Here is a 25,726-nt window from a genome sequence, read left to right on the forward strand (position 1 = left end):
GAATTTTTACTGAGAATCATAACGAATCCTCTAATTAGGACTCGGAGGGGTTGTGGCATACATGAGACGACATCTATTCCTCATGATTACGCTTGTTATTGTGCTGGCCGGATGCGCGAAGCCGCCGTCCGATACGGACGAGAAACCGAAATCGTTCTCGGGCCGGATGGATTTGACCGACAGCAAGATGAAGGCTGACGAGCTGGTCGACTTGAACGGGGAATGGGCGTTTTATTGGCGGCAGCTGCTGGAGCCGAAGGACCTTTCTTCCGGCACAGAACAACGAACGGGATATATCGATATGCCAAGCAATTGGTACAAGCATACGATGGACGGCGACAAGCTTCCCCGCAACGGATTCGCGACATTCGCGCTGCAACTGCGAGTCTCCGATCCCGATCAGGTCAAGGGGCTTATTTTGCCCGTTATGTATTCCAATTACAAGCTATGGGTTGACGATCGGCTTGTGGCCGTAAGCGGCCAAGTAGGAACGGATCGCAAGAGCAGCATCCCGCAAAAATCGACGAGGGTCGTCTATTTCCACCCCCAGTCGGAACAGGTGCAGCTCTTGCTTCAAATATCGAATTATCACAATTATGCGGGCGGTATGTGGGAGCCGATCGTTTACGGCTCCGCCTCCGTCATTCAGAACAAACACGATTGGACATCGGCGGAACAGTATTTGCTGCTCGGCATTATTTTTCTGTCCGGCATCTATCATATCGGTCTGGGTTCATTTCACAAGAAGGATTCGTCCCTATTCCTGTTCGGAGTGTTCTGCTTAGTCGCGGCTATTCGCAATACGACGACGGGAGTCGTGCCGCTCACGAAGCTGCTTCCGAACTTCCCATGGGAAATCGGCATGAAGCTCGAATATATTACGCTATACCTCATGGTTCTGTTGCTGGCGCTGTTTATTCAGAGGCTCTTTCCCGAAGAGTCGTTGCGCAGATTCACTCGGCTGACTTTTGTAACCGTAATCATTTACTCGGTTCTCACAATGGCGTTGAACGCGGACCAATACTATCGTATTCTGATTTACTTTCAGCTGTTTATGGCGGCGGCGCTCCTCTATGCGATGACCGTCTTTGTCCGGGCCACGCTTCGCCAGAGAGAAGGGGCCTTCTACGCCATGATCGGATTTTCCGTGTTCATGCTGACGGCTGCGTTTGACTTGTTCCGCTTCCTGTTCACTACAACCGCGCAAATCGTGTACTCGCTAGGGGTCGTCACGTTTATCGTCTGCTTCTCTTTCGTGTTGTCGAAGAAGCTGGCCGTATCCTTTAAGATGACGCAGCAGCTCGCGGACAAGCTCGTCGAATTAAACGAGGGTCTGGACAAAAAAGTGCGCGAGCGTACTTTCGTCATCGAGGAATCCAACAAAAAGCTGGAGAAGCTCAACCGACAGCTTCGTGAATGGTCGATGGTAGACGGCCTTACGGGCGTCTCCAATCGGCGTCATTTCGACGATTTTCTGAGCAGCGGGCTTGCGATCAGCAGGGAGGAAGAAACCCCGCTTACGCTGCTGCTTCTCGATATCGATAATTTCAAGCGTTACAACGATCAATACGGCCATATCCAAGGAGACTTCATCTTGCAGGAGGTCGCGCAAGCTGTCAAGTCGTGCTTGGTTCCGGAAGACGGCGGTTTGGCGGCGCGCTACGGCGGCGAGGAATTCGCCGTCGTGCTGCCGCGCTGCGGTAAGGATGGAGCGGAACGAACGGCGAACAACATCTGCGAAGCGGTTCGGCAGCTGCAAATACCGCACGTCCAGTCGGAGGCGGGCATCGTTACCGTCAGCATCGGCGCAGCGACCGTCGACTCGGACGCGGACAAGGATTACAAGAAGCTGATCGAGCTGGCGGATCGGAATTTGTACAAGGCCAAATCAAGAGGGAAGAACCGTGTCTGCTTCGACTGATTGTTGCGAAGCCCTATTAGCGGTCCCGCGCCTGATATTTACTTCTTTAGCTTCCAAGACACGGCTCCAACCGGTCAAGGCAACGGCTCCTGCTACCATCAAAGAGCCGATCCATGGAGTATGAATAAGGCCGATCGTATCCGCGATCACGCCTCCGAGGTACGCCCCGATCGCGATGCCTAAATTAAAGGCGGCAATATTCATAGCGGACGCTACATCCACCGCTTTCGGCGCATATCGCTCGGCCAACGTAACCACGTACACCTGCAAGCCGGGTACGTTCATAAAAGCCAGCAATCCCATCAAGACGATCGTCAGCAGACCGGCAATCTTGAACGGCGCTGCGAACGTCAGAAGGAGAAGCACGACCGCCTGCGAAGCAAACATGTAGAACAAGGCTGTCAGCGGCTTGCGGTTGGCTGCTTTTCCTCCTAGCACATTGCCGATGGCAATAGCGATTCCGTATGCAAGAAGAATAACGACGATCGCCTTCTCTTTAAATCCGGTTACGTCGTGAAGTAAAGGGGATAAATAAGTAAAGACGACGAAAGTACCCCCGTACCCTAACGCGGTGATGGCGAATGCAAGCAGCAGCCGTCCGTTCGTTATGACTTTAAGCTGCTCACGAATCGGAGTAACCGTTCCTTTGAGCAAAGAGGAAGGCACCAGTATCCCGTTGGCTATGATCGCCAAAATTCCGATGGCGACGATGGCGACAAAGGCCATCCGCCAACCCAATTGCTGGCCAAGCCAGGTGCCTGCGGGCACCCCGGTAACGGTAGCTACGGTGAGCCCGGAGAACATGATGGCAATGGCGCTGGCTCTGCGGTTCTCGGGAACCAGATCGGCCGCAAGGGTAGAACCGATGGACATGAATATCCCATGAGCGAACGCGGACAAGATTCGCGCTGCAAGCAGCAAGGCAATTCCGTTCGCGGCGGCTGCAAGACTGTTGCCGGCAATGAAGACGATCATGATCCAGAGCAATAAGGTTTTGCGCGACACTCTGGACGTTAGGGAAGTCAGAATCGGAGCTCCCACCGTCACCCCCAAAGCGTATAGGGAAACGGTCAGTCCCGCGGTCGTGATAGATATATGCAAGTCATCGGCGATTAGCGGCAGCAGCCCCACGCTGATGAACTCCGTCGTGCCAATGGCAAAGGCGCTTATCGCTAATGCAAGGAGCGCCCAGGTGCTTCTTTTTTTATCTGCTGACATCGGCTTCACTCCTCCAGTATGGTTATCTCCGGCCGGCAAATGTTATTATGGGTTTTTCGAGCGGGAATGAATAGTACGCACTTTCGAGTAATATAGGGGCAAAAAAGTAATATAGGCACTTATATGTTCCTACAGAGCGGCTTGGAGGGATAGTCGATGGACCGGAAGAAATATAATATTTCCGTGGAAGCGACCTTGGAGGTTATCGGGGGAAAGTGGAAATGCGTGATCCTCTGTTACTTGACGTACGGCAAAAAAAGAACGAGCGATTTGAAACGGCTGATGCCCGGAATTACGCAAAAAATGTTGACGCAGCAGCTAAGGGAATTGGAGCAGGACGGCATTGTGAACCGGATCAGCTATAATCAAGTGCCTCCGAAGGTGGAGTACGAGCTTAGCGAATACGGTTCGAGCTTGCGGCCGATTCTCGATTCGCTGTGCGCTTGGGGAGAAAACCACATCGTTAAAGAATACGGCGACAAAAGCTGCATGCTGGAGGATAATTGCTTGAACAATAAGGCGGAGAAGAGCCGATGAACGCTCAAACGAGACTGTTCTAACGGTTTGCAAAGACCATAGGAATAGCCCCTTCAAGAGCGCAACAGTGGTACGAGGTACCATACATTCGGTGAAAAGTGTGATCGGGAGCGCAACAGTGGTACGAGGTAACATACAATTGGCTGGAAGCGTGACTGAGAGCGCAACAAGGGTACGAGGTACCATACAATCGGCGGGAAGCGTGGTCGAGTGCGCAACAGTGGTACGAGGTAACATACATTCGGCGGGAAGCGCGACTGAGAGCGCAACAGTGGTACGAGGTAACATACAATTGGCTGGAAGCGTGACTGAGAGCGCAACAGTGGTACGAGGTAACATACAATTGGCTGGAAGCGTGACTGAGAGCGCATCAGTGGTACGAGGTACCATACAATCGGCGGGAAGCGTGACTGAGAGCGCAACAGTGGTACGAGGTAACATACAATCGGCGGGAAGCGTGGTCGAGTGTGCTGTTAGACTAGAAAGTGGACACGAAGAATCGAGAATGGGAGAATATAATTACTTTCATTCGAGGTGTCCGACATGACGAAGAAATACGACAGAGAGTTTAAGATGCAGACGGTTCAGATGATTCAAGAAGGCAAGCCGATTGCGCAGGTAGCACGTGAGGTAGGCGTCCATGAAAACTCACTATATCGTTGGATTGCCGAGCTCAAACAGGATGGTATGCAGGCTTTCCCAGGAAGCGGTAATCTAAAGCCTGAGGATAAGGCGCTACGCGATTTGCAGAAACAACTTCGTGACTTGCAGGAGGAAAATGAAATCTTAAAAAAGGCAATGCACTACTTTGCAAAAGACCGGCGCTGATTTTTCCGTTTATCTACAAATACCGCTTTAAGCTCCGTGTCGCAAAGATGTGCTCTGTATTTAAGGTTTCCCGAAGCGGTTACTACGCATGGCAAAAAAGCTACGACAAGCGGCTTGAGCGCCGCAAACGCAGAGAAGATTTGGAGCAGAAGATTAGGCGTATATTTCTTGGCTCCAGACGCCTGTATGGCAGCCCGAAAGTAACAGCTGCCCTTCGTACTCGGGAGTCGTTGTATCCGAGAAACGCGTTGCTCGCTTGATGCAGGTAATGGGGTTAAAATCCCGTACCGTCAAGAAATATAAAGCTACCACGAATTCCAAACACAACCTGCCCGTACATGATAATACGCTGAACAGGAAGTTCATACCTGAGGCTCCCAATCAGGCGTGGGTTACTGATATTACTTACTGCCCGACCAATGAAGGCTGGTTGTATTTAGCGAGCGTCATGGACCTGTACAGCCGTAAAATTGTTGGATTTCACATGTCGGATCGAATGACCAAAGATCTCGTCATTAAGGCGCTAGATCGTGCCTACGCCCAGCGTCGGCCAGGAGCCGGATTACTCCATCACTCCGATCGGGGAAGCCAATACGCCTCACACGAATACCAGAAGAAAATGAAGCAGTACAAGATGGAAGGAAGCATGAGCCGAAAAGGCAACTGCTACGACAATGCCTGCATTGAATCGTTCCATAGCGTCCTCAAGAAAGAACTCATTTATCTTACAAAATTCAGGACGCGTGAGGACGCGAAGAAACAGATTTTTGAGTACATTACATGTTTCTATAATGGTGAACGAATTCATTCAACCATTGGCTATTTATCGCCGAACAGTTACGAACGGGCGTTTTCAAATCCGGCCTAATTTTCTCGATTCTAAGTGTCTATTTTCTTGACAGAGGTTCAACATACATTCGGCGGGAAGCGTGACTGAGAGCGCAACAGTGGTACGAGGTAACATACAATTGGCGGGAAGCGTGGTCGAGTGCGCAACAGTGGTACGAGGTAACATACATTCGGCGGGAAGCGCGACTGAGAGCGCAACAGTGGTACGAGGTAACATACAATTGGCTGGAAGCGTGACTGAGAGCGCAACAGTGGTACGAGGTAACATACAATTGGCGGGAAGCGTGACTGAGAGCGCAACAGTGGTACGAGGTACCATACATTCGGCGGGAAACGTGACTGAGAGCGCAACAGTGGTACGAGGTAACATACATTCGGCGGGAAGCGTGACTGAGAGCGCAACAGTGGTACGAGGTAACATACAATTGGCTGGAAGCGTGACTGAGAGCGCAACAGTGGTACGAGGTACCATACAATCGGCGGGAAGCGCGACTGAGAGCGCAACAGTGGTACGAGGTAACATACAATTGGCTGGAAGCGTGACTGAGAGCGCAACAAGGGTACGAGGTAACATACAATTGGCTGGAAGCGTGACTGAGAGCGCAACAGTGGTACGAGGTAACATACATTCGGCGGGAAGCGCGACTGAGAGCGCATCAGTGGGACGAGGTACCATACATTCGGCGGGAAGTGTGATCGAGAGCGCAACAGGGGTACGAGGTACCATACAATCGGCGGGAAGCGCGACTGAGAGCGCAACAGGGGTACGAGGTAACATACATTCTGCGGGAAGCGTGACTGAGAGCGCAACAGTGGGACGTGGTACCATACATTCGGCGGATAGTAGGCGTGAACGCTAAAGGGGCGGCCCCTAAAGGTCATAAAATAGACCTAGGGGCAGCCCCTTCCTTTTCGTTCTGGAAAAACGAACTAACCGCGCGTGCAGTCAATGCCGCTCCGCTAGGAATCAATTAACGGGAAGCATCTCGGTGTTCTAAGCATCGACATTGCCCTTATTGGCTATACAGCACCATGGATGAAAGGGCAGGCACGGTAACTGTCGTTCCTTTAACGCTGGAGATCGCTTTCGTTCCCGCTTTTTCCCCGTTCACGACGATCTTCCATTTGCCCTTCGGCAGCGTTACTTGCTGCGGTTGGCGCAGGGCGTTATGGAACACGGCGATCTTGGCCCAGGAATCGCGGGCGGCGCGGCCGTCGATGGTGTATCCGATCAAGCCGGATTTCGTATTGAGGAACTTCAAGTTCTTCTTAATATCGGCGGCCGACGTCATGCGGAAAGCGGGATGCGCTTTGCGCAGAGCGATGACGCCCTTGTAATAATCGACGACGGACTGGTACTTCGCCTTGCGCGTCCAATCGAGCTGGTTGACGGCGTCGGACGAGTTGTAGCTGTTGCCGTTGCCGCCCTTCGTTCTCAGGAACTCCTGTCCCGCATGAAGGAAAGGAATGCCCTGCGAGGTAAGCGTCACTGTGGTCGCCAGCTTGTGCATCTTGATCCGGGTCGCTTCGGAATCCTTCGGATTTGAGAATGCGAGCTTATCCCAGAGAGTGTTGTTGTCGTGCGCTTCCACGTAGTTGACGGATTGATCCGGGGATTTCGCGAATTGGGCGATATTCGGCTGATACGTGATACCGCCGACGATGCCGCCTTTTACGCTGTTCTCCACGGAATAATTGCCGCTTACGAAGCCCGTTTGATCGAGCAGGAATGCGCTGCCTTTGGTGCTGTCGCGGAAGCTGTCGTTGAATTGTCCGATACGAGGCAATTTGGCTGCGTTAGGCTGATTCGCTTTGAGCGAGCTGTCCAGCGCGGTACCCAGTATCCAGCCTTCCCCGATCGTAATGATGCTTGGATCGATCTGATCCAACGCTTTGCGAACCTGATTCATGGTCTCGATATCGTGAATCCCCATCAGGTCGAACCGGAAGCCGTCCAGCTTGTAATCCTTCGCCCAATGCTTGACGGAGTCGACGATCAGTTTGCGAACCATCGAGTGGTCGGATGCCGTATCGTTGTTGACGCCGGAGCCGTTGGACAGCTTGCCGTTCTCGTCGTAACGGAAGTAATAGCCGGGCACCAGCTTTTCCAGATTGGACGCATCCACGGAGTAGACGTGGTTGTATACGACGTCCATAATGACGCGCAGGCCGTTCTGATGGAGCGCTTGCACCGCTTGCTTCAATTCGCGAACGCGCGCCGAAGGGTCGGCCGGATTCGACGAATAGGAGCCTTCCGGAGCATTATAGTTTTTCGGATCGTAGCCCCAGTTGTATTGAGGCGTGTTTAGCTTGCTCTCGTCTACGGTTGCATAGTCATAGATCGGGAGGAGCTGAACATGGGTGACGCCGAGGTCCTTGATATGGTCTAGGCCGGTTTTGGTGCCGCCCGGACCTTTCGTTCCGGTCTCCGTCAAGCCGAGGAACTTGCCTTTGTTCTTGATTCCGCTGTTGGCGGCGATGGACAAGTCTCTCACGTGCAGCTCATAGATAATCGCATCTACCGAATTTTTGAACGGAGGCTTCTTCTGCGTGCTCCAGCCCTTCGGATCGGTGGCGGCCCAATCGATAATCGCTCCGCGATCGCCGTTCAACGCTACCGAAGACGCGTACGGATCGGCGGCTTCGTTCCATTTGCCGTTAACGAGCACTTTGTACGTATAGAACTTGCCCTTCTGATCTCCAGCCAGGGAGGCGGTCCACGTTCCTTTTTCCGCCTTGGTCATGGCGATTTCTTGGCCGGAAGCATCGTTCCACTTCGCATAGACGACCAGCTTGGCTTCGGCGGCGGTCGGAGCCCAGACGCGGAATTTGGTCTTCGCCTTCGTATATGTCGCCCCCAAGTCGTTCCCCGCGTAGTAGAAGGTTTTGTCGAAAGAGGCGCTTCCAAATATTTTGCCCAGCGTAACGGTTGCTTGCAAGTAATTTTCCTTAACTAGCGTATAACTCGATCTCAGATCCAAATCTACGGAGGTCGTCAGTCTCGCTAGGCGCGTAACGCCCTTGTCGTCCGGATTGATTGGCTTCACCGATGCGATAGGAATTTGGATATCACCGGTTTTTAACGTGAAGCCTTCGTCTCCGGAACCGCTGATCGGGAATGGAATGTTGGTTTCGAAGGAGATGACCCGCGCATCGTCCAGCTGAGCCTTGATAATTTTGGGGGATTTGTCTACATAATAGTCTTTGTAGTAGACAGGCTCCTGATTTTGCGCGATCCAGATTTCGGCGGTGCCGTCATCGTTGATCTTCTCGATAAAGCGGTCGCTGAATTCCCGGTTGGCCCAGTCGCTGGAGGCATCGCTGAGGCGGAGAACAAAGCCGATCCGCTTCGAATCCTTCGTATTGGGCACGGTGAACTCGGCATATTTGCCGTATTCGTCTTCGCCGTTCAGCGGATAGGACGCGCCGTCCTTGCCTTCCGCCCAGCCCCATACGTTCCATCCGTCATATTTGTCGTCATAACGGAAATAATGGAGCTTGACCTTCACCTCGTCAAAGGATTTGGCAGGCCCTTCGGGCTCTTCGGGATTCGAGGTATAAATACGGGAATCTCCGGGCAATAGCCAAATTTCCGCTGCGCCCGCAATATTCTCAATGAACCGGTCGCCCGGCACATCCTTCTGCCAATCCTCCGTACGAACGATAAAGCCGGCCTTTTTCACGCTTCCCGCCAGCGAGATTTTTCCTACCTTGCCGAAAGCGTCGTAGCCTGTGAACTTGTAAGGCTTGCCGTCTTTGCCGTCCTCCCAAACCCACAAGCTCCAATCTCGCGTATCCTTGTCCGCTGGCTTGTAGTGGATGATTAACTCGGTTGTCGCTTCGGCTGAAACCGCTCTCAAAGAACCGGATACAAATACCGTGCTTAGGCAGAGCAGCAAAGCCAGCAACGTTAATCCAAATCTTCTCTTCAATTAATTTCCCTCCCCTGTTATGTAAGCCAAAAAGCGCAGTCGTTTGCGCATTTTGCATCAATTCATTATAAAACACGCCCTAAAATATTCCAACAATGGATTTCCGACAGCTTTTTTAATTCGACAAACGGCCAAGCTCGAAAATTAGCACAGTTTGCGGCTGGTAACCTTGTAATCTTTAGACGGTTTTTAATTGACGCGGCATTCTTTTGCACATACAATCAGTATATATTTTCCATGTCCGCGCTTACACAAGTTAAGGGCACTGTATGCTAAACCGACAAGATTCGCGGTTTACTGTCAACCCCGATTTCTCTTTCACGGAGAATCGGGTTTTTTTGTATTCATCTATCCGCATACAAAAGAAGGGGAGTCACTATGATCGAAGTCAGCGGAATGTCGAAGCACTATCGGATTGTCAAGAAGCAGCCGGGATTGTCCGGAGCGGTCAAAGGGTTGTTCTCGCGGGAATATACCGTGAAGAAAGCTGTCGACGATATCAGCTTTCAAATTAAGCCGGGCGAGATGGTAGGTTACATTGGCGCTAACGGAGCGGGCAAGTCGACGACGATCAAGATGCTGTGCGGCATCCTGACCCCTAGCAGCGGCGAGGTTCGTGTGGGTGGCATCGTTCCCTATAAGGAAAGAAAGCGGAACGCCAAAAATATCGGCGCCGTATTCGGACAGCGGACGCAGCTGTTCTGGGATATCGCGGTTCGGGAATCCTACGATTTGTTGAAGCATATCTACGAGATTCCGGACAAGGAGTACCGGGAGACGATCGCGATGTTCACCGAGGTGCTTCAGCTTGAGCCCCTTCTCGGCGTGCCCGTGCGCCAGCTGTCGCTGGGACAGAAGATGCGCTGCGAGCTCGCGGCCGCATTTCTGCACAGCCCGTCCATCGTCTTTCTGGATGAGCCGACAATCGGTCTCGACGTGGCCGTTAAAGTCAAAATTCGCGAATTCATCAAGAAGATGAATCAAGCACGGGGAACGACGGTTATTTTGACGACGCACGATATGCAGGACATCGAGGAAATCTGCAATCGTATCATTATTATCGACGAAGGCAAAGTTCTCTACGACGGAAGCCTGCAATCGATAAAAGACCAGTTCGGCCATAAGCGTGTTATTCATTTCGAGCTCGATCAGGAAGGGCTGTTCGCGCTTCCCGAACGGCTGTCCAATCAGGCGGAATTCAGCCAGGAGGAGGACGGGATTGTCAGCGTCTCCTTCAGCAACCAGGCGATTACGGCCGCCGACGTCATAACGGAAGTGATGAAGGACTACCGAATTCGCGACCTGACGATCGCTGACCCGAAGATCGAGACCATCGTACAGGAAATTTACGAGAAAGGTATCTAGCTATGAAAAAATATTGGGAAATGATGAAGTCGCAGATCAAGGTGGACACCGCTTATAACGCGTGGTACTGGGCGGGCACGGTGTCGATGATCCTTCGGATGCTCATTATTTACGCGTTCTGGCACGCCGTATACGAGAACAGGACCACAATCGGCGAGATGCCTATCGATACAATGATTACTTATGTTGTCCTGGCTATGGCGCTTAACAACTATATGGCGGGCGTAGGCAACCAGTTGGCCGGCAACGTTCGCGACGGCGGCGTCGCGGTCGAGCTTATGCGTCCTTACAACTTGCTGGATAAGCTGGTGGCGCTGGATCTGGGCAACAAGGTGTCGGGAACTCTCCGCGAAGCGCTGCCGATGATGCTCGTCGCATACCTGTTCATAGGTATTAACGCGCCTAATAGCTGGGCCGATTTTCCGTTGTTTATCGTTAGCGCCGCCTTGGGCATTCTGATAGGCACGCAACTGGACCTGGTGCTTGGAATCGCGGCATTCTGGCTCTTGTACATCTGGGGACTCCGGGTGCTCCGCAACGCGATCTTCCTGTTCTTCTCCGGGGCGCTGCTGCCGATTTCGATGTTTCCGGAGTGGCTTCAGACGGTCAGCAATTTTCTTCCGTTCCAATGGATGGTTTACGTTCCCGTATCCATCTACACCGGTAAAATCGCCGGAATCGAAGCCGTATACGCAATTGGGATTCAAATAGTATGGTTGGCGGGCATCTACGCGGCGATCCGGTTGGCCTGGTCGTTCGCGATCCGCAAGGTGACGATATTCGGAGGCTGAGGATAAGGGGAAAGGAGCTTGCATGTGAAGCGCTACAGCAAACTATACTGGCAATATTTCAAGGCCCGATTGAAAGTCATGATGGAATACAGGGTCGATTTTCTGCTCGGCGTCTTTTCCGTTTTTTTCATCCAAGGGACTTCCATTCTGTTCGTCAGCATCGTGTTCGATCAGATCGATTCCTTGCACGGCTGGACTTATCATCAAATTATGTTCATCTATGCGGTCGCTCTGCTGGGCCGGTCGCTCGAGCATATTTTTTTCGACAACTTATGGACGATAGGCTTTCAATATATCCGACCCGGCAATTTTGACCGTCTGCTCATTCGGCCGGTGAACGTACTTTTCCAGCTTATCGCAGAGCGGGTGCAGCAGGACGGAGTCGGCAATTTGCTGATCGGGCTGATCGTCATGTTCACGGCCGCGCCGCACGTAGGAATCGATTGGGGCTTCGCCGACATTTTGCTGCTGCTCCTCATGATCGTATCCAGCTCGGCGATCTTCTTGGCCGTCAATCTGTTCCTCGCATCGTTCTCGTTCTGGATGGTCGACAGCTTGCCGATCATGGTCGCCGTACACGGCTCGAGCGACTTCGCCCGCTATCCGATGAGCATCTACGGCAAAGGAATCCGATTCGTGCTGACATGGATCATTCCTTACGGCTTTACTGCGTTCTACCCGGCGGCCGTCTTTCTGGATCCCGACGGCTTCCGGCAGTTCGCGGTCATCTCGCCGATCGTTGCCGTCGTGAGCTTGACCATCGCTTACTTCGTCTGGAATCGCGGGCTTCGCGCTTTCTCCAGCACGGGTAATTAACCGTATAATGCCGCGGATTAACAAACTGGAATTTTCTCATTCATTCGCCTAATTTCGACATTTTTTTCAGAAAGGATATGATAAATTAAAGGTGCTATTGAAACGCTTACAAATGGAAGGAGGCGGGATATTTAAGGGATAGCAAGTATCGGGATTGCTGTAAGCAAAGGTGTGACGCATGGAAAAGGCAACGATTGCAAGTTGGCTTCAGATCATACTAAGGAGATGATAGGACATGCGTTTGTTGAAAAAAGGCCTAGTAGGTAAAAAGGTAATCTCGGCCGTGGCCGCTCTGGCGGTCGTGTCCGGTTTGAGCATCATTAGCGCAAGCGCGGGCAGCAACATCATCCCGCTCATGACTTCCAATTCGAGCATTTATGGCACCGCTTACGCGAGCAGCGAGTGGGCAACCCATGATGCTTATAAGGCGTTCGACCACGACAACAGCACTTACTGGTCGACCTCCAGCGGCGTCTATGGGGAGCTGCGCTTCACTTTCCCTACCTCTAAGAGGGTCACGTCCTATACGGTAAGGACTTCTTCCGAGCCCCTCGGGAACGTTCCGAAAACCTGGACGCTCCAAGGTTCCAACAACGGTTCGAGCTGGACCGTGCTGGCTACCGAATCGAACTGGCTGTACCCGAATTTCACGTATGGTCCTTTCTTAACGACCACGAGCGGCGATTACACCATGTATCGATTGGTCATCACCGCGAATAACGGCGCTTATTCAACTTCCGTCGCCGAAGTGCAGATGTTTGAATAAACCCGCTGTGTATTGAAAAAAGTGTTGAGCAGAGATTTCATTCTGCTCAACACTTTTTTTGTTTTCTCATATTTCCCCCATACTATCTGCCGCGAGGTACCCACTCTGTCTCATTCGACCTCACGGGACAACCTTAAGCAGGACAAAGACAAAATCAATAAATTGACAGTTACTATCAAATAAAATAAACTGTCATTAAATATAAAAATTCAAAAGGTGGTAACTATCATGAAAAATTCGAATAACCGCAGGTGGTGGGTGCTCGGAGCGCTGGCCCTCTGCTTGCTGACAGTCGGGCTTGATTTAACGGTGCTGAACCTGGCTTTGCCTACTCTCGCAACGGAATTGCACGCGACCAACGGGCAGCTTCAATGGTTCGCCGATTCCTACAATCTGGTGCTGGCCGCGTCGCTGCTGCCGGCCGGGCTGCTTGGCGATCGATATGGGCGGAAGAAGATGCTCCTTCTGGCTTTGCTTCTGTTCGGAGCGGCCTCGGCGGCATGCGCCTTCGCCGGCTCTGCGGAAGGGCTGATCGCAGGACGCGCCGTTCTCGGGCTAGGGGCCGCGTTTCTAATGCCCTTGTCCATGTCGATCATTCCCGTGCTGTTCACGGAAGAGGAACGGCCGAAGGCGATCGGCATATGGACGATGGCCAATGCTCTGGGTATTCCGCTTGGCCCTATCGTAGGCGGCTGGCTTCTCAACCATTATTGGTGGGGTTCGGTGTTTCTGATCAATATCCCTATTATTGTGATAGCGCTGATCGCGGTTTCCGTCCTGCTGCCGGAATCCAAGAGCGCGACGCGCCCCAAGGTCGATTTCATCGGCGTCTTGGCCTCCAGCCTGGGGCTGGTCGGCGTAACTTACGGCGTTATCGAAGCGGGGGAGAGGGGCTGGGACGATTCGATGACGTTGGTCTCGATCATAGCCGGGGCTGCGGTTCTCGTCGGCTTCATCTTGTGGGAGCGCCGTGCGCGTCACCCGTTAATTGACCTCTCTCTGTTCCGTTCGTCCGGCTTCACCTGGGGTTCGATTTTGGCGACCCTCGTATCCTTTGCGATGTTCGGACTATTGTTCGTAACTCCGCAATTTTTTCAAGCGGTCGAAGGGGCGGATTCATTCGGAACCGGGTTGCGGCTATTGCCGATTATGGGCGGCTTGTTGATCGGAGCAAAGGTTTCCGAGCGGCTTAAGTCTCGTGTCGGAACCGGGGTTACGATTACGCTGGGCTTTGCGCTGCTCGCGATCGGTCTGGCGGTCGGGGCCAATACCGGCATAGATAGCGGCTATGGCTTCGTGGCCGCATGGATTTCCGTCATCGGACTGGGGCTTGGGTTTGCGCTGCCTGCGGCTATGGATGCGGCGATGGGCGCGCTGTCCGCCGAGCGGAGCGGCATCGGTTCGGCGCTGATTATGGCGCTTCGGCAAGTCGGCGGTACGATCGGCGTCGCGATGCTGGGAACCGTGCTTAGCCACGGCTATCGTGATAAACTGAAGGTGGACGAATTACAATTGCCCGCGGATGTCGCAGAGGCGGCGCAGCGAAGCGTATCCGCCGGAGTGGCGGCTGCGCACGGGATCGAATCGACGGCATTGCTCCACTCGGTTCGTTCCGCCTTCGTTCATGGCATGGACGTCATGCTGTGGGTGTGCGGAGGCGTTGCCGCGCTAGGAATCGTGCTGACGTTGGTCTTCTTGCCGCAACGAGCGCAAGGGCGAAGACAGGCGGGGTCCGATCCAACAACATTGGGGAGTGAGCAAGGTGCCGCCAGATGATCAGAGGGCTGTCGGATTGCGCGAACGCAAAAAAGCGAAGACGATGGCTGCCATCCAGATGCATGCCACAAGGCTTTTCGGCGAGAACGGCTATAACGCGACGACCGTGGAGCAGATTGCGGAAGCCGCGGAGGTTTCTCCCAGCACTTTCTTTCGTTATTTTCCAACCAAGGAGGACGTAGTCATCAAAGACAACTACGATCCTCTCCTTGTTGCCGCATTCGAAGAGCAGCCGGCCGAGCTGAGTCCGCTTCAAGCTATTCGAGCCGCTATGAAGTCGGCGTTCGCCAGCTTTACGGCCGAAGACATCGCGACGCTGCGCGAAAGAAACCGATTGATTATGACGGTTCCCGAATTGCGGGCGGCCTCGATGAACAATATGATTCAGACGATGCATCTCATCGCCGAATTGGTAGCCAAGCGGACCAAGAGGCGGATCGATGACATTGCCGTCCAGACTTTCGCGGGAGCCTTTATCGGAGTCAGCATTTCAATTATGTTCTACGATGCCGAACACCCCGAAGGGGATATCGTGCAGCTGTTGGACGAAGCATGGGTTAATCTGGAAGCGGGCTTGCCGCTCTAGACGCACCAAGCCGAGCCTAGCGCTAAGCAAATCGCGTCCCCAGCTTCTCAACCTTCCCGAGCCACTTGAGCCGAGCTTGCTCCGTGGATGGGCGGACGGGGCCGATCTCGGTAATCTTGACCGGCTTGACGCCGCAGAACTGCAGGGTTGCGATCTTCATCGCCCGATGGCCCGGCTTGCCGTACACAAAGCGGTTATACCAGGACGGCGTATCCATCGTGACGATCAGCCTGGCGGATTTTCCGGCGAGCAGCTTATCCCATAGGACGGAGTTATCCCTGTATTTGAAGGCGAAGCCGGGAAGCAGCGTGCGGTCGAGGAAGCCCTTGAGCAGAGCGGGCATCGTGCCCCACCACGTCGGGTAGACGAATACAAGGTGGTCGGCCCACCGAATCGTCTCTTGAGCGGCGGCAAGATCGCTCTCCAGCTCCGTTCGTTGACGGTAGCCGTGCTTCAGGCTCGGGTTGAACTCCATTCGGCTGAGATCGATTGTCCGGACGCTTGCGCCACGGTCAATAGCTCCTTTGCCGTAGGCTGCCGCCAATGCGGCGCAATAGCTGCCGGAATCCGGATGCCCCATAACAATGGCAATATTCATGTTCATTCTCCTTTGTTCATCGGTTTGTTCATCGATGCTTGCGATAATCTTATTCTAAGAAGATTCGGCATTCGTTCCCATGAGATCGGACGCCAAAAAAGTGCGATTCCGCGCAAAGGAGGCTGTTAATGAGCGACATCGGATTGTCTATCAAGCTCGTCTATCCGATCGTCAAGACGTTATCCGCTCAAGGCATCGAATTGGCTCGTTTCTATTCCGTCACGGGATTCGACGAACGGCTGCTTCAGGATCCGGAGGCGCGGATTTCCGAGCTGGAATACGATCGGCTTCTGAACTCGGCGGCGGAGCTGACGGATGACGAATCGTTCGGGGTCCGGCAGGGGATGGCGCTTGAAATATTCGACCTGGGCATTCTCGGATACGTCCTGGTTCATTCCGGGACGATCCGGGAGGCGCTGGCCTCCTATCAGCGGTACAATGTGGTCTTGTGCAACGGAATCGACGTAACGACGAAGGAGTCGGGAGAAGAGGCCGATATTCTCGTCACGTTCCCGAATCCTGCCTCGAACCCGTCGCGGCATTGCGCGGAAGGCGTTGCAAGCTCCTTGTTCCACCTCTTCTCGAAGCTGAGCGGAAGAAGCGTTCCGGTCCGTGCCGTGGAGTTCGTCTACCCCGAGCCCGGCGAATACGGAGGGCACGCTTCGGTCTGGGGCGTCATGCCGAAGTTCGGCGGCGAGAGCAATCTTATTCGCGTAAGCAGGGAGATGCTGGACTTCCCGATCATGTATGCGGACGCGAAACTGCTGCAAGCTTTCGAGGAAGACGTCAAGGACGTTCGCAGCCGCCTGCTTTACGGCCGCGCACTGTCCGACCGGCTCGCGGAGTGGATGGTATCCGCCATGGCCTCCGCACTGCCGTCCCTCGCCGAAGCTTCCAAGAGGTTTCATGTCGGAACCCGGACGCTGCAGGCGAAGCTCAAAGGGGAAGGGACGACCTTCAACGAGATTTTATCCCGGGTAAGGATGGAGCTGGCGATCAAATATCTGGGCAACCGACAGTACAGTGTAGGCGATGTCGCCTATCTGCTGCACTATTCGGAGCCGAGCGCGTTCCAGAATGCATTCAAAAAGTGGAAGGGCGAGACGGCCGGGCAATATCGGCTCCGTCTCGCGAAGTAAGCTCGCGCAGGAGAAAACGAGGTTCGAGGGGGAGGAGAAGCCGCCGCGCGGCTTCCCAAACTTCAATCGTTCTTGAACAGACGATCTGCCGCGCCCGGAGCGATCCGAACGAGCCATCGGAGCAGCTTCACTTTGCCGATGGCGATCTCGAACCGGTTGCCGGCGAAGGCAGGCATGAACTCGTCGACAAGCCGATCCGGAGACAGCTTGTTGCGGCCTCTTCCTCGCGTCATATCGGTGTCGATAACGGGCGGCAGCACTTCGAATACGCGGACGTTCGTCCCTTCCAGCTGGTGGCGAAGAGCTTTGCTGAACAGATGGAGCCCCGCTTTGGACGCGCAATAGACGGCGCCCGACGTTTTCGGAACCAAGCCCAGTCCGGACGAAATATTGACAATGGCCGCTTCCTCCTTCGTCTTCAGAAGCGGAAGCAGCCCGGAGCACAGCTCGATGGGCGCCGTCAGGTTGATGGCGATTTCCTCCGCGATTCGCGGTTCCTTTTCCTCAAGAAAGGAGTAGTTGTACTGGATGCCGGCATTGTTGACGATAATGCTTAGATCCGGATACTGCTCCTTCAGCGTATGGATAAGCCGCTCGCGCTGAATGCCGTCGCCAAGATCGCACGCGATCGTCTCCACTTGCGGCAGCGCTTCTTTCAACCACAGCAGCTTCCGGGAATCCCGCCCCACGGCAATAACCCGATTCCCGCTCGCCGCGAACCGCTTGCTTAACGCAAGTCCTATTCCGGCCGATCCTCCCGTAATCAAGACCGTATGGCCCGAAGTTCTCATTGCCTTAATCGCCCCTTCCGAGTCTGGTAGTCCCGACTATACGGCATGAGGGGCTTTTTTACCTTAACCTAGGTTAATTCGGCGGCGGATTCGGCTTAAGGCTACCGGAGTGATGCCGAGGTAGGAAGCGATATGATACAGCGGAATCCGTTCGTGCAGCTCGGGATTCTCGTTAACGAACAAACGATACCGTTCCTCCGCCGAGCAGAGAAGCAGCTCCCGTTCTCTCTGTTCTTTTTTGATGAACAGCCTCTCCGCCATCCTTCTTCCGAGACGCTCCCAGCAAACATGTCTATCATACAAGCCTATATAGTCCGCATAGGAGATGACCCATAGCTCGCTGTCCTCCAATGCCTGAATGTGCAGGCGGGAAGGCGAATCCAGCAGCAGAGAATGAAAAGAGGCCACGAAATCCCCTTTGCCGCAGAAGCTTTTGTTAAGCTCGTTCCCGTTCTCCGTATCGTAATAAAACCGGAACAGCCCTTCGGCGCAAAAAGCGATGAACCGGGCCTGTTCACCCGAGCGGATAAAATAGTCGTATTTCCGCAATGTGCGAGCGTGCAATCGGGCTGCGAACCATTGCCACTCCGAATCGGGTATGTCGCTGAATCGCCTTAACAGCGTGGCATAGCTTTGAAGGCTGGCATCCATGTGCTTCGTTCGGCTCCTTCCGAAATCGACTGCGAGACTCGATTTACTCCGGAAGCCCGAGCTCTTGGTCGAATATCCGATTTTTCGACTGCCGCAGCCGATCCGCTCCGGCGGTATCGCCCGTCGCGGTCAGATGCTGCAGAAGCAGGTCGTAAGAGCGCTCCCGGTAAGGCTCGTATTCGATCAGCTTGCGCAGCATCGGTTCTGTGGCTGTCATGCCTGCTTTGCCGACCGCCTTGTCGAGGTAACGGATAAAGGCGGAACGCAGCTCATATCTCCGGCTCTCCGCCCAGCCGTAATACTCCGTCTCCAAGTAGTCTCCCCTGTACAGCGACAGCAGCTCTTCCGCGAATTCCGCCGTGTCTCCGGCTCGCAGAATCGCATCCAAGCGGTCGGCGTCGCAGCCAATGTCATCGGTGCGCATCCAGTAGCGCTCGTCGCCGAAGGCGACCGCTTCCGGAAATCCGGCAGTCCGCAAAGTGCTGCGCAAATTGTACAGTGTCGTGTGGAACAGCGTTTGGGCGCGGTCGGCTGCAAGCTCCGGCCACAAATGGTCGAGGATTCGATATCGGTAGACGGGAGAACCGCCATGGTGCCACAAGTAGGCGAACAGCTCCTTCGTCTTTTTCGTTCGCCAGGTTACGAGACGGCCTTCGGCATCGTACAGCTCCAGGCTGCCCATCGCTTTCAGATTCAGCGGCTTTCGCACGGTCGAACCGACACCGGCATTGGCACCGGCACCGCCGCCGGAGCTTTCCCGATCCGCGCCTCCGGTCGCTGCCCCGGACGAATCCCCGCGGCGCTTCGCGGCTTTCGCCTGCAAGGCGGTGTAGCGCCCGAGCGTCTTGACCAGCTTCTCCTTCGCGACCGGCTTGAGCAAATAGCCGATGGCATTCGTGTCGAAAGCTTCCACGGCATATTGGTGATGAGCGGTAACGAATACGATCTCCGCGTCTGGATAGCGCGATAGCAGCAGCTCTGCGGCCGCCAGCCCGTTCGTTCCCGGCATTTCGATATCCAGGAAAATAAGGTCCGGCTTCAACCCGGCCGCGCACTCGATCGCATCGGCAGCCAATCGGAATTTGCCGGCGACGGCGATGCCGCCAATTTCCAAAAGCAGAATTTCCAGCACGTCCAGAGCGATTTCTTCGTCATCGATCAATATTGCGTTCAACATAGTTGTCCTCCGGTATAACGAGCTTGACTTGCGTTCCCTGTCCGGGGCTGCTTCGAATTTCGAGCTTGCGGCCGTATAGCATTTGCAGACGACGGTTCACGTTGCCGATTCCGACCCCCGAGGCTCCGCCTTTGTTCAGAGAGCGCAAGGCGTCGTCGTCCATGCCGACCCCGTCGTCTTCGACGATAATTTCGACTCCGTCCGTGCTGCGGCTTACGCTAATATCGATCGTTCCTCCCGATGGCTTTTGTCCGATTCCGTGACGAACCGCATTCTCCACGATCGGCTGCAAAGTGAGCGGAGGCAGCAAGCAGCGAATCTCGTCCTCGTTCCGGTACCGTACCCGCAGCCGGCTTCCGAATCGAAGCTGCTCGATCGCCAAATACGCTTGAACCAGCTCCATCTCGCGCTCGAACGCTACGAATTCGCCTTGGAACACGAACGTGAATTTGCCCCGCAAATAGGTCGTCAGATGATGAATCGTCTCCCGAAGCTTATCTACGTCCTTATAGCTCAGTCCGACGAGGGCGTTCAGGCTGTTATATAGAAAGTGAGGCGTAATCTGCGCCTGCAGGAAATCCATCTCCCGACGAATCGCTTGCTCGGACGAGTTCTTCATAGCGAGCAGCGAACGCACCCGGGCTTTCAATTCCGCCATCTCGAACGGCTTTTGCACGATATCGTTCGCGCCCGCATTGAAGGAGGCCAATATATCTCCCGTCTGGCCCGAGGCGGTCAGCATAAGGACGGGCAGCTCCGCAAGCCCGCGCAGCGAGCGGATTTCCCGGCACACCTCCAACCCCGATAGACCGGGCATCATCAGATCGAGCAGCACCAAATCCGGCTTAGGCGCGCGGAGCAGCGTATCGAGCGCTTCCCTGCCGCTTCCGACCGCCGTATAGGCATGTCTCATGGAGGTGACGGCGTCGATCAGCACCTTCAGATTGGACGGCTCGTCGTCTACGATAAGAATATGGAATTCCGCTGCTTTCCCGCCTTGCAAGCTTCCCGACAATGGCGCCGTCGTCTCCTCCGCAGCCGCGCCCGTGCCCGTCCATTCCGTCGTCGCGGCGGCCTCTTCCTCCGAATGGGCTATCGGAAGCGTGAACGTGAATCGGGAGCCGACGCCGACTTCGGATTCCACCTCCAGCCGGCCTCCCTGAAGCTCTACAAGCTGCTTCGAAATGCTGAGCCCGAGACCGATGCCGTCGCGCGAACCGGAGCTGTCTTCCTGATACTGGACGAACGGCTGAAAGAGGTCGGCGAACGCATCGGTTGGTATGCCCCTGCCCGTATCCTCGACAGTTAAGGCCAGCTCGTCTTCCCGTACTTCCGCCGAAATTTTTACCGTGCCTCTGTCCGTGTATTTCAAGCCGTTCTCCATCAGGTTGTGAAGAATTTGCCGGAGCCGGTTCTCGTCTGCACGCACCAAGGGGAGCTTGCGGGGCAGCTCGCTGACGAGCTTGACTTCCCGGTTGATGGAGGAGACGGACAGCGTCTCCATGACGAACCGAACCGACGTACCGACATTGACGGCCGTCGGATGGATGGAGAGCTGGCCGTACCGGATCCGGTTCATGTCCAGAATGTCGTGAACGAGTCCGGCAAGCCGCCTGCCGATCAGATGAAGCAGCTGTATATTCTCCCGATGCTCCGGGCGAAGAGGCGTATCCTGATTGTCCAGCAGCGCTTGCGACAAATTGATGATGCCGTGCAGAGGAGTGCGAATCTCATGCGACGTCGTGGCCAGAAATTCGTCCTTCTGACGGTCGTATTGAAGCAGCCGGGTAGTCAGCCGATCGCTTCTCTGGAAAGCGTCCCGAATCCGATCCGACATGAGGAACGCTTGCGAGAAGACGAGCAGCAGCGGGGTTACGATGATGTAATACGGATTGTCGAGCGCCAGCAAGTAGCGAAATTGGCCGTAGATCCAGGTGAAAATCAGAAAAAACACGCCAAGCGTCACATAGTAGCCGCCATGAGTCTCTCGCCTGCGGCTGTGGAATATGGCGTAAAAGATAGCGAAAAAGCAAAGGATTTGCAGAGCAATCCCGAGTGAGAACAAGCGGGTAAGATACGAGTTGGGAACGATAACGGCCAGAGCCAAATACATATAAGAGAACTGGCGGAGAAGCCGGATAAAAGTCGACTCCTTTTCGCCCAGATAGCTGTAAACATAGCGAAAAAAGAAAAGAAACGTCATATAAGGAAAAATAAAGATCATCTTCTGCAGCCATGGGAACGAGAGAGACGGAATTAGCGTTGTCGCCAAAATCTCGTCGTCCAGACTGAAGAACAGGCCCGTCGACAAGCAGAACAGGCTGAAGTACATAATATGGGGTTCTTTGCGCCATTGCTTGAACATGCCGACGTAGTAGAGCCCGAACACGAGCAGCGTCGTTATGAGAATCATATCGGCCAGCCGTGAGTTGTCGCGATCCGCCATGACGTCCCCCGTCAAGCCGAAGATCGGAGCTTGTACGAGTCCGCCCTGGAAAAATTCGAAGCTGGCAACTTGCATGATGATTTCCACTTGACCGGCATTCGCGGCGGCGGTGCCGAAGAAGGGGACGTTGCTGGGGACGAAGTCTTCTGCCGTCAAGGCCGGTCGGCCGGTGCCGCCCACATCTGTGCCGTTGATATAGATATGACTTGAGAGGCGAATTTTTTTGGCGCGCAGACTGTAGATGTCCTCCCGGTTCACGTCCACGAGCAGGCGATAAGTGCCCGCGCCGAAGCCTTCCCCTCTGACGGAATTCACCGCTCGCTGCCAGCTGCCGGGTACTTTTACGAGCTGAGGACGCGCCTGCATGCTCTTCCAGCCGCTGCGAAAATCGTCCGGACCGAGCAATTGCCCCTCATAGAACTCCCATTGTCCGCTAAGGGGAATAACCCCTTGCTCCGCAAAATCCCACTGCCGCGCATCCAGTACGCCATTGCGGGCTTCCGGAAATTCTCCCGGAGGGTTCAGCCAATCCCATATGAAAATAAGCGTAACGATAAAGAAGATGCCGATCATTCCGAGCAGTACCGCCAGTTGTTTGTTCACGGCTTCCGTCCTTTGTCTCCGCCATCCGGTCCGGTTAATCTATCTGGCTATTCACGCCTATAATAGCAGATTAACATGAAACTGCGCCTCAACGGGTAAAAATTCCTTTTGCGAGGGACTCTACTTCCATGGCGAAATGTCCACACAGCCTACCCGAGGAGGAGAAAACGCGCATGCGCTCCATATGGCAGGTCTACAAGACGGATTGGCTGAACGTCTTCAAGGTGCCGACCGGCATCTTTTTGATCGCGGCGATCATTATCCTTCCGTGCCTCTATGCTTGGGTCAACATCAAATCGGTCTGGGACCCCTACAGCCATACGGAAGGAATCCGGGTTGCGGTGACGAGCGAGGATCAAGGGGCGACCGTCGCCGGCAAGCCCGTCCATATCGGGGACGAGCTGCTCAACGGCTTGAAAACGAACAAAAAGCTGGGGTGGACGATCGTGGACAAGGAGGAGGCGCGGATAGGCTTGGACAAGGGGACTTATTATGCCTCCATTCTGATCCCGGCGGATTTCTCATCCCGAATAACGGGAATCGTCGACGGAAAGCTGGACAGACCCGAAGTGATCTACAGCGTTAACGAAAAGGTGAGCGCGATAGCCCCCAAGATTACCTCATCCGGGGTTTCCGAGCTCGCCAAGACAATCAACGAGAGCTTCACGGAAGCGGTGAGCGAAGCGTTGCTGACGAAGCTCAAGGAAATCGGCGTTCAGATTGAGGAACAGCTGCCGACTATCCGCAAGGTCGAGAACGGTATATTCGAGCTGGAGGCCAGACTTCCGGACATTCAGGCCGCAGGCCGGAAGGTGCTGGCGCTGGAGGAGAAGCTTCCGGCCATTCATAACAAAGCGCAAATCATTCCCGAGCTGGAGAGCAAGCTTCCCGAAATCAATCAAGCGGCTCAATATGTGCTCAAGATTCAAAGCTATTGGCCGCAAATCAGCGGAGCGCTGTCGGACATCGCCGTTATCCGGAGCAAGCTTCCGGACATTCGGAGTGCGGCCGCTCGAATCGGGGAGCTGGATCGGAACTTCGGCAAGGCGGCGGACACGGTCGCCCTTGCGACGGACAGGGCGAACAAAGCGCTAGCGACCGTTACGGCCGCTCAAGAGGCGCTCCCGGGACTTTCCGAGCTTGCGGATAAAGGCACCGCGTTAGCGAATCGGGCAGGCGACTATCTGGCAGCCAACGACGAAGCGTTCGCGACGATTGCGCCGCTGGTGAAGCAGAATGCGGAGCTGGCTCGCCTTGCGGCCAATGCGGCGTCCCTGCTCGCGGAGCGGCTGCTCGGCGCCGACCCCGATTCCTTGCCGTCCGCAGACGAGGCGAACGCCGTCAAGCTTAGACTTGCCGGTGTCGTAAGCATGATTAATAACGCCATAGCTCTGCTGGATCGGATTGACGCCAATATTCCGGACCGGCCTTTAAGCGACGACATCGAGCGTCTGCGGACGGCGAACGGTCGGTTGAACGAGCAAATTCGCTTGCTTGGCACGCTCGCAGCCGCTCTGGACAACGGGAAGTCTCCCTCCAAGGACGCCGTTCGGCGATTAGACGAACTCTCCCGTGAGACGAGCGACGATTTGGGCGGCTTTCTCTCCGTATACGACAGCAAGCTCGTTCCGGATATTGCCCGCGGCATCGGCAAGCTGAGGACGACAGCCGGAGCTTCTGCGGACAAGCTGCAGTCGGCTCAAGACAAGCTGCCGGACATCGCGGCCATCCTGGCGGACGCGAAGACCGGATTGGAATCGGGGTTGGCGGAGCTGACCCGCCTCCAAGGGGAGCTGCCGCAAATTCGCGCGAAGGTCCACGAGCTAGCGCAAGCGCTCCAGAGCAAGACGGACGAGTTCGCGAAGGCGATCGAAGCCGCCGCCCCCTTCGTCGAAAGCCGGCTCCCCGCTATCGGCAAGAAGCTCGACGAGGCGACATCCTTCGTCCGCAACGACTTGCCCGGGCGGAGCAAGAGCTCGCCAAGCTCGCCGACTTCGTGCGCAATACGCTGCCGGAGGTCGAAGCTGGCGTACACAAAGTCGCGGGTCTCGTCCGCGACGACCTGCCTCAACTGGAGAGCGCCGTTCGGCAAGCGGCGGACAAGCTCAGGGAGGTCGAGGCGAACAATCGCTTCGCCGAGCTTGCGAAGCTGCTGCGAGGCGATATTCAGAAGGAGAGCGAGTTTCTGGCCAGTCCGGTTACGATTCGGCAAAACCGTCTATATCCGATTCCGAATTACGGCTCGGCGATGGCCCCGTTTTATTGCGTATTATCGCTGTGGGTAGGGGCTACCCTGTTGATTTCCTTGTTGAAGTCGGAAGCGGAAAATCCGGAAGGGCGATTCAAGCCTTATCAGTTGTATTTGGGCCGATTGGCAACGTTCGCGACCATCGGGCTTCTTCAGGCGCTGAGCATTACGCTCGGCAATTTGTTCCTTCTGCGCGCGTACGTCGCGGACAAGCTGCCGTTCGTTCTTTTCGCTATACTCATCAGCGCGGTGTTCGTAGCGATTACTTATACGCTGCTGTCCGTTTTTGGCAATGTGGGCAAAGGTATCGCGATCATCTTCATGGTGTTCCAATTTTCCAGCTCGGGAGGCACATTCCCCGTCAGTATGACGTCGCCGTTTTTTCAAGCGCTGAATCCGTTCATGCCGTTCACTTACGCAATCAGTCTTCTGAGAGAAGGGGTCGGGGGGATTTTATGGGAGACGGCGCTCCGGGATATGCTGTATTTGGCCGGATACATTGGACTAAGTTTGTGCGCGGCTTTGTTCCTCAAGCGTCCGCTTAGCGGCATCACCCGGAAATCGAACGAGAACGCGAAGAAAACGAAGCTCATCGCTTGATCGAGGCGGCATGCTTAGGGATAAGAGAATTGGCCCATCGGAGGGGGAAGTGATATTCTATAATGACGTGGAAGTGTAGAATAAGAAG

18 protein-coding genes and 1 pseudogene are annotated in these 25,726 nt (G+C 54.7%); 12 read left to right on the top strand and 7 right to left on the bottom strand.

The genetic code is table 11. The annotated features are described in order from the left end of the window. The first annotated feature begins 61 nt into the window (after positions 1-61). A complete protein-coding gene (locus D3H35_RS13465) occupies positions 62-1,921 on the top strand; it encodes a sensor domain-containing diguanylate cyclase (RefSeq protein WP_119149854.1) in 1,860 nt (619 codons plus the stop codon). Here the strand turns inward: D3H35_RS13465 and D3H35_RS13470 are convergent. Next, complete coding sequence (locus tag D3H35_RS13470; RefSeq protein ID WP_119149855.1) at positions 1,889-3,139, bottom strand: MFS transporter; 1,251 nt, start codon at positions 3,137-3,139, stop codon at positions 1,889-1,891. The two genes, D3H35_RS13465 and D3H35_RS13470, sit on opposite strands and share 33 nt — an antisense overlap. A gap of 156 nt (positions 3,140-3,295) precedes the next feature. Between D3H35_RS13470 and D3H35_RS13475 the strand changes: the two genes are divergently transcribed. Together D3H35_RS13475 and D3H35_RS13480 are read left to right on the top strand one after the other, a co-directional pair. Continuing rightward, on the top strand, positions 3,296-3,676 hold the full coding sequence (locus D3H35_RS13475; RefSeq protein ID WP_119149856.1) for a winged helix-turn-helix transcriptional regulator: 381 nt from the start codon (positions 3,296-3,298) through the stop codon (positions 3,674-3,676). Positions 3,677-4,219: 543 nt separating this feature from the next. Further along, positions 4,220-5,372 (top strand): annotated as a pseudogene (locus D3H35_RS13480) (IS3 family transposase). Positions 5,373-6,366: 994 nt separating this feature from the next. Here D3H35_RS13480 and pulA read toward each other — a convergent pair. Continuing rightward, entirely contained in the window at positions 6,367-9,285 is a 2,919-nt protein-coding gene (gene pulA / locus D3H35_RS13485; protein WP_233567925.1) for a type I pullulanase, read from the bottom strand. A gap of 378 nt (positions 9,286-9,663) precedes the next feature. Between pulA and D3H35_RS13490 the strand changes: the two genes are divergently transcribed. The 6 genes from D3H35_RS13490 to D3H35_RS13515 all read left to right on the top strand — a co-directional run bounded on the left by D3H35_RS13490 (position 9,664) and on the right by D3H35_RS13515 (position 15,385). Then, positions 9,664-10,650, top strand: a complete 987-nt coding sequence (locus D3H35_RS13490; RefSeq protein WP_119149857.1) for an ABC transporter ATP-binding protein — start codon at positions 9,664-9,666, stop codon at positions 10,648-10,650. A 2-nt stretch (positions 10,651-10,652) separates the two neighbouring features. Next, positions 10,653-11,441 (top strand): ABC transporter permease, encoded by a 789-nt coding sequence (locus D3H35_RS13495; protein WP_119149858.1) that lies wholly within the window; start codon positions 10,653-10,655, stop codon positions 11,439-11,441. 24 nt (positions 11,442-11,465) lie between these two features. Beyond that, entirely contained in the window at positions 11,466-12,257 is a 792-nt protein-coding gene (locus D3H35_RS13500; protein ID WP_233567926.1) for an ABC transporter permease, read from the top strand. A 235-nt stretch (positions 12,258-12,492) separates the two neighbouring features. Continuing rightward, entirely contained in the window at positions 12,493-13,023 is a 531-nt protein-coding gene (locus D3H35_RS13505) for a discoidin domain-containing protein (protein ID WP_119149859.1), read from the top strand. A 228-nt stretch (positions 13,024-13,251) separates the two neighbouring features. Continuing rightward, the gene (locus tag D3H35_RS13510) at positions 13,252-14,799 is read left to right on the top strand and encodes a DHA2 family efflux MFS transporter permease subunit (protein WP_119149860.1); all 1,548 of its coding nucleotides are present in this window, start codon (positions 13,252-13,254) and stop codon (positions 14,797-14,799) included. Then, positions 14,786-15,385 (top strand): acyl-CoA-like ligand-binding transcription factor, encoded by a 600-nt coding sequence (locus tag D3H35_RS13515; protein WP_233567927.1) that lies wholly within the window; start codon positions 14,786-14,788, stop codon positions 15,383-15,385. The genes D3H35_RS13510 and D3H35_RS13515 overlap by 14 nt, the downstream gene beginning before the upstream one ends. Positions 15,386-15,407: 22 nt before the next feature. Here the strand turns inward: D3H35_RS13515 and D3H35_RS13520 are convergent, their stop codons facing one another. Then, positions 15,408-15,989: an NAD(P)H-dependent oxidoreductase gene (locus D3H35_RS13520; RefSeq protein WP_119149861.1), complete on the bottom strand. Its 582-nt coding sequence runs from the start codon at positions 15,987-15,989 to the stop codon at positions 15,408-15,410. A 122-nt stretch (positions 15,990-16,111) separates the two neighbouring features. On the opposite strand from D3H35_RS13520, the gene D3H35_RS13525 reads away from it, so the two are divergent. Continuing rightward, a complete protein-coding gene (locus D3H35_RS13525) occupies positions 16,112-17,122 on the top strand; it encodes an AraC family transcriptional regulator (RefSeq protein ID WP_119149862.1) in 1,011 nt (336 codons plus the stop codon). A gap of 62 nt (positions 17,123-17,184) precedes the next feature. Here D3H35_RS13525 and D3H35_RS13530 read toward each other — a convergent pair whose 3' ends face one another. From D3H35_RS13530 to D3H35_RS13545, 4 genes are all read right to left on the bottom strand, one after another. Next, the gene (locus tag D3H35_RS13530) at positions 17,185-17,913 is read right to left on the bottom strand and encodes an SDR family oxidoreductase (RefSeq protein WP_119149863.1); all 729 of its coding nucleotides are present in this window, start codon (positions 17,911-17,913) and stop codon (positions 17,185-17,187) included. Between the two features lie 63 nt (positions 17,914-17,976). Beyond that, positions 17,977-18,564 (bottom strand): Crp/Fnr family transcriptional regulator, encoded by a 588-nt coding sequence (locus D3H35_RS13535; protein ID WP_119149864.1) that lies wholly within the window; start codon positions 18,562-18,564, stop codon positions 17,977-17,979. A gap of 43 nt (positions 18,565-18,607) precedes the next feature. Further along, positions 18,608-19,741, bottom strand: coding sequence for a response regulator (locus D3H35_RS13540; RefSeq protein ID WP_119149865.1), 1,134 nt, complete (start codon positions 19,739-19,741; stop codon positions 18,608-18,610). Beyond that, complete coding sequence (locus tag D3H35_RS13545; protein WP_119149866.1) at positions 19,716-22,790, bottom strand: hybrid sensor histidine kinase/response regulator; 3,075 nt, start codon at positions 22,788-22,790, stop codon at positions 19,716-19,718. The genes D3H35_RS13540 and D3H35_RS13545 overlap by 26 nt, the downstream gene beginning before the upstream one ends. Positions 22,791-22,963: 173 nt before the next feature. Between D3H35_RS13545 and D3H35_RS13550 the strand changes: the two genes are divergently transcribed. Beyond that, positions 22,964-25,075 (top strand): YhgE/Pip domain-containing protein, encoded by a 2,112-nt coding sequence (locus D3H35_RS13550; protein WP_233567928.1) that lies wholly within the window; start codon positions 22,964-22,966, stop codon positions 25,073-25,075. Beyond that, positions 25,018-25,638: a YhgE/Pip family protein gene (locus D3H35_RS32420; protein WP_233568039.1), complete on the top strand. Its 621-nt coding sequence runs from the start codon at positions 25,018-25,020 to the stop codon at positions 25,636-25,638. Before D3H35_RS13550 ends, D3H35_RS32420 begins: the two co-directional genes overlap by 58 nt. Positions 25,639-25,726 lie beyond the last annotated feature (88 nt).

This window comes from Cohnella faecalis (genome assembly GCF_003570905.1).
GTDB lineage: Bacteria > Bacillota > Bacilli > Paenibacillales > Paenibacillaceae > Cohnella > Cohnella faecalis.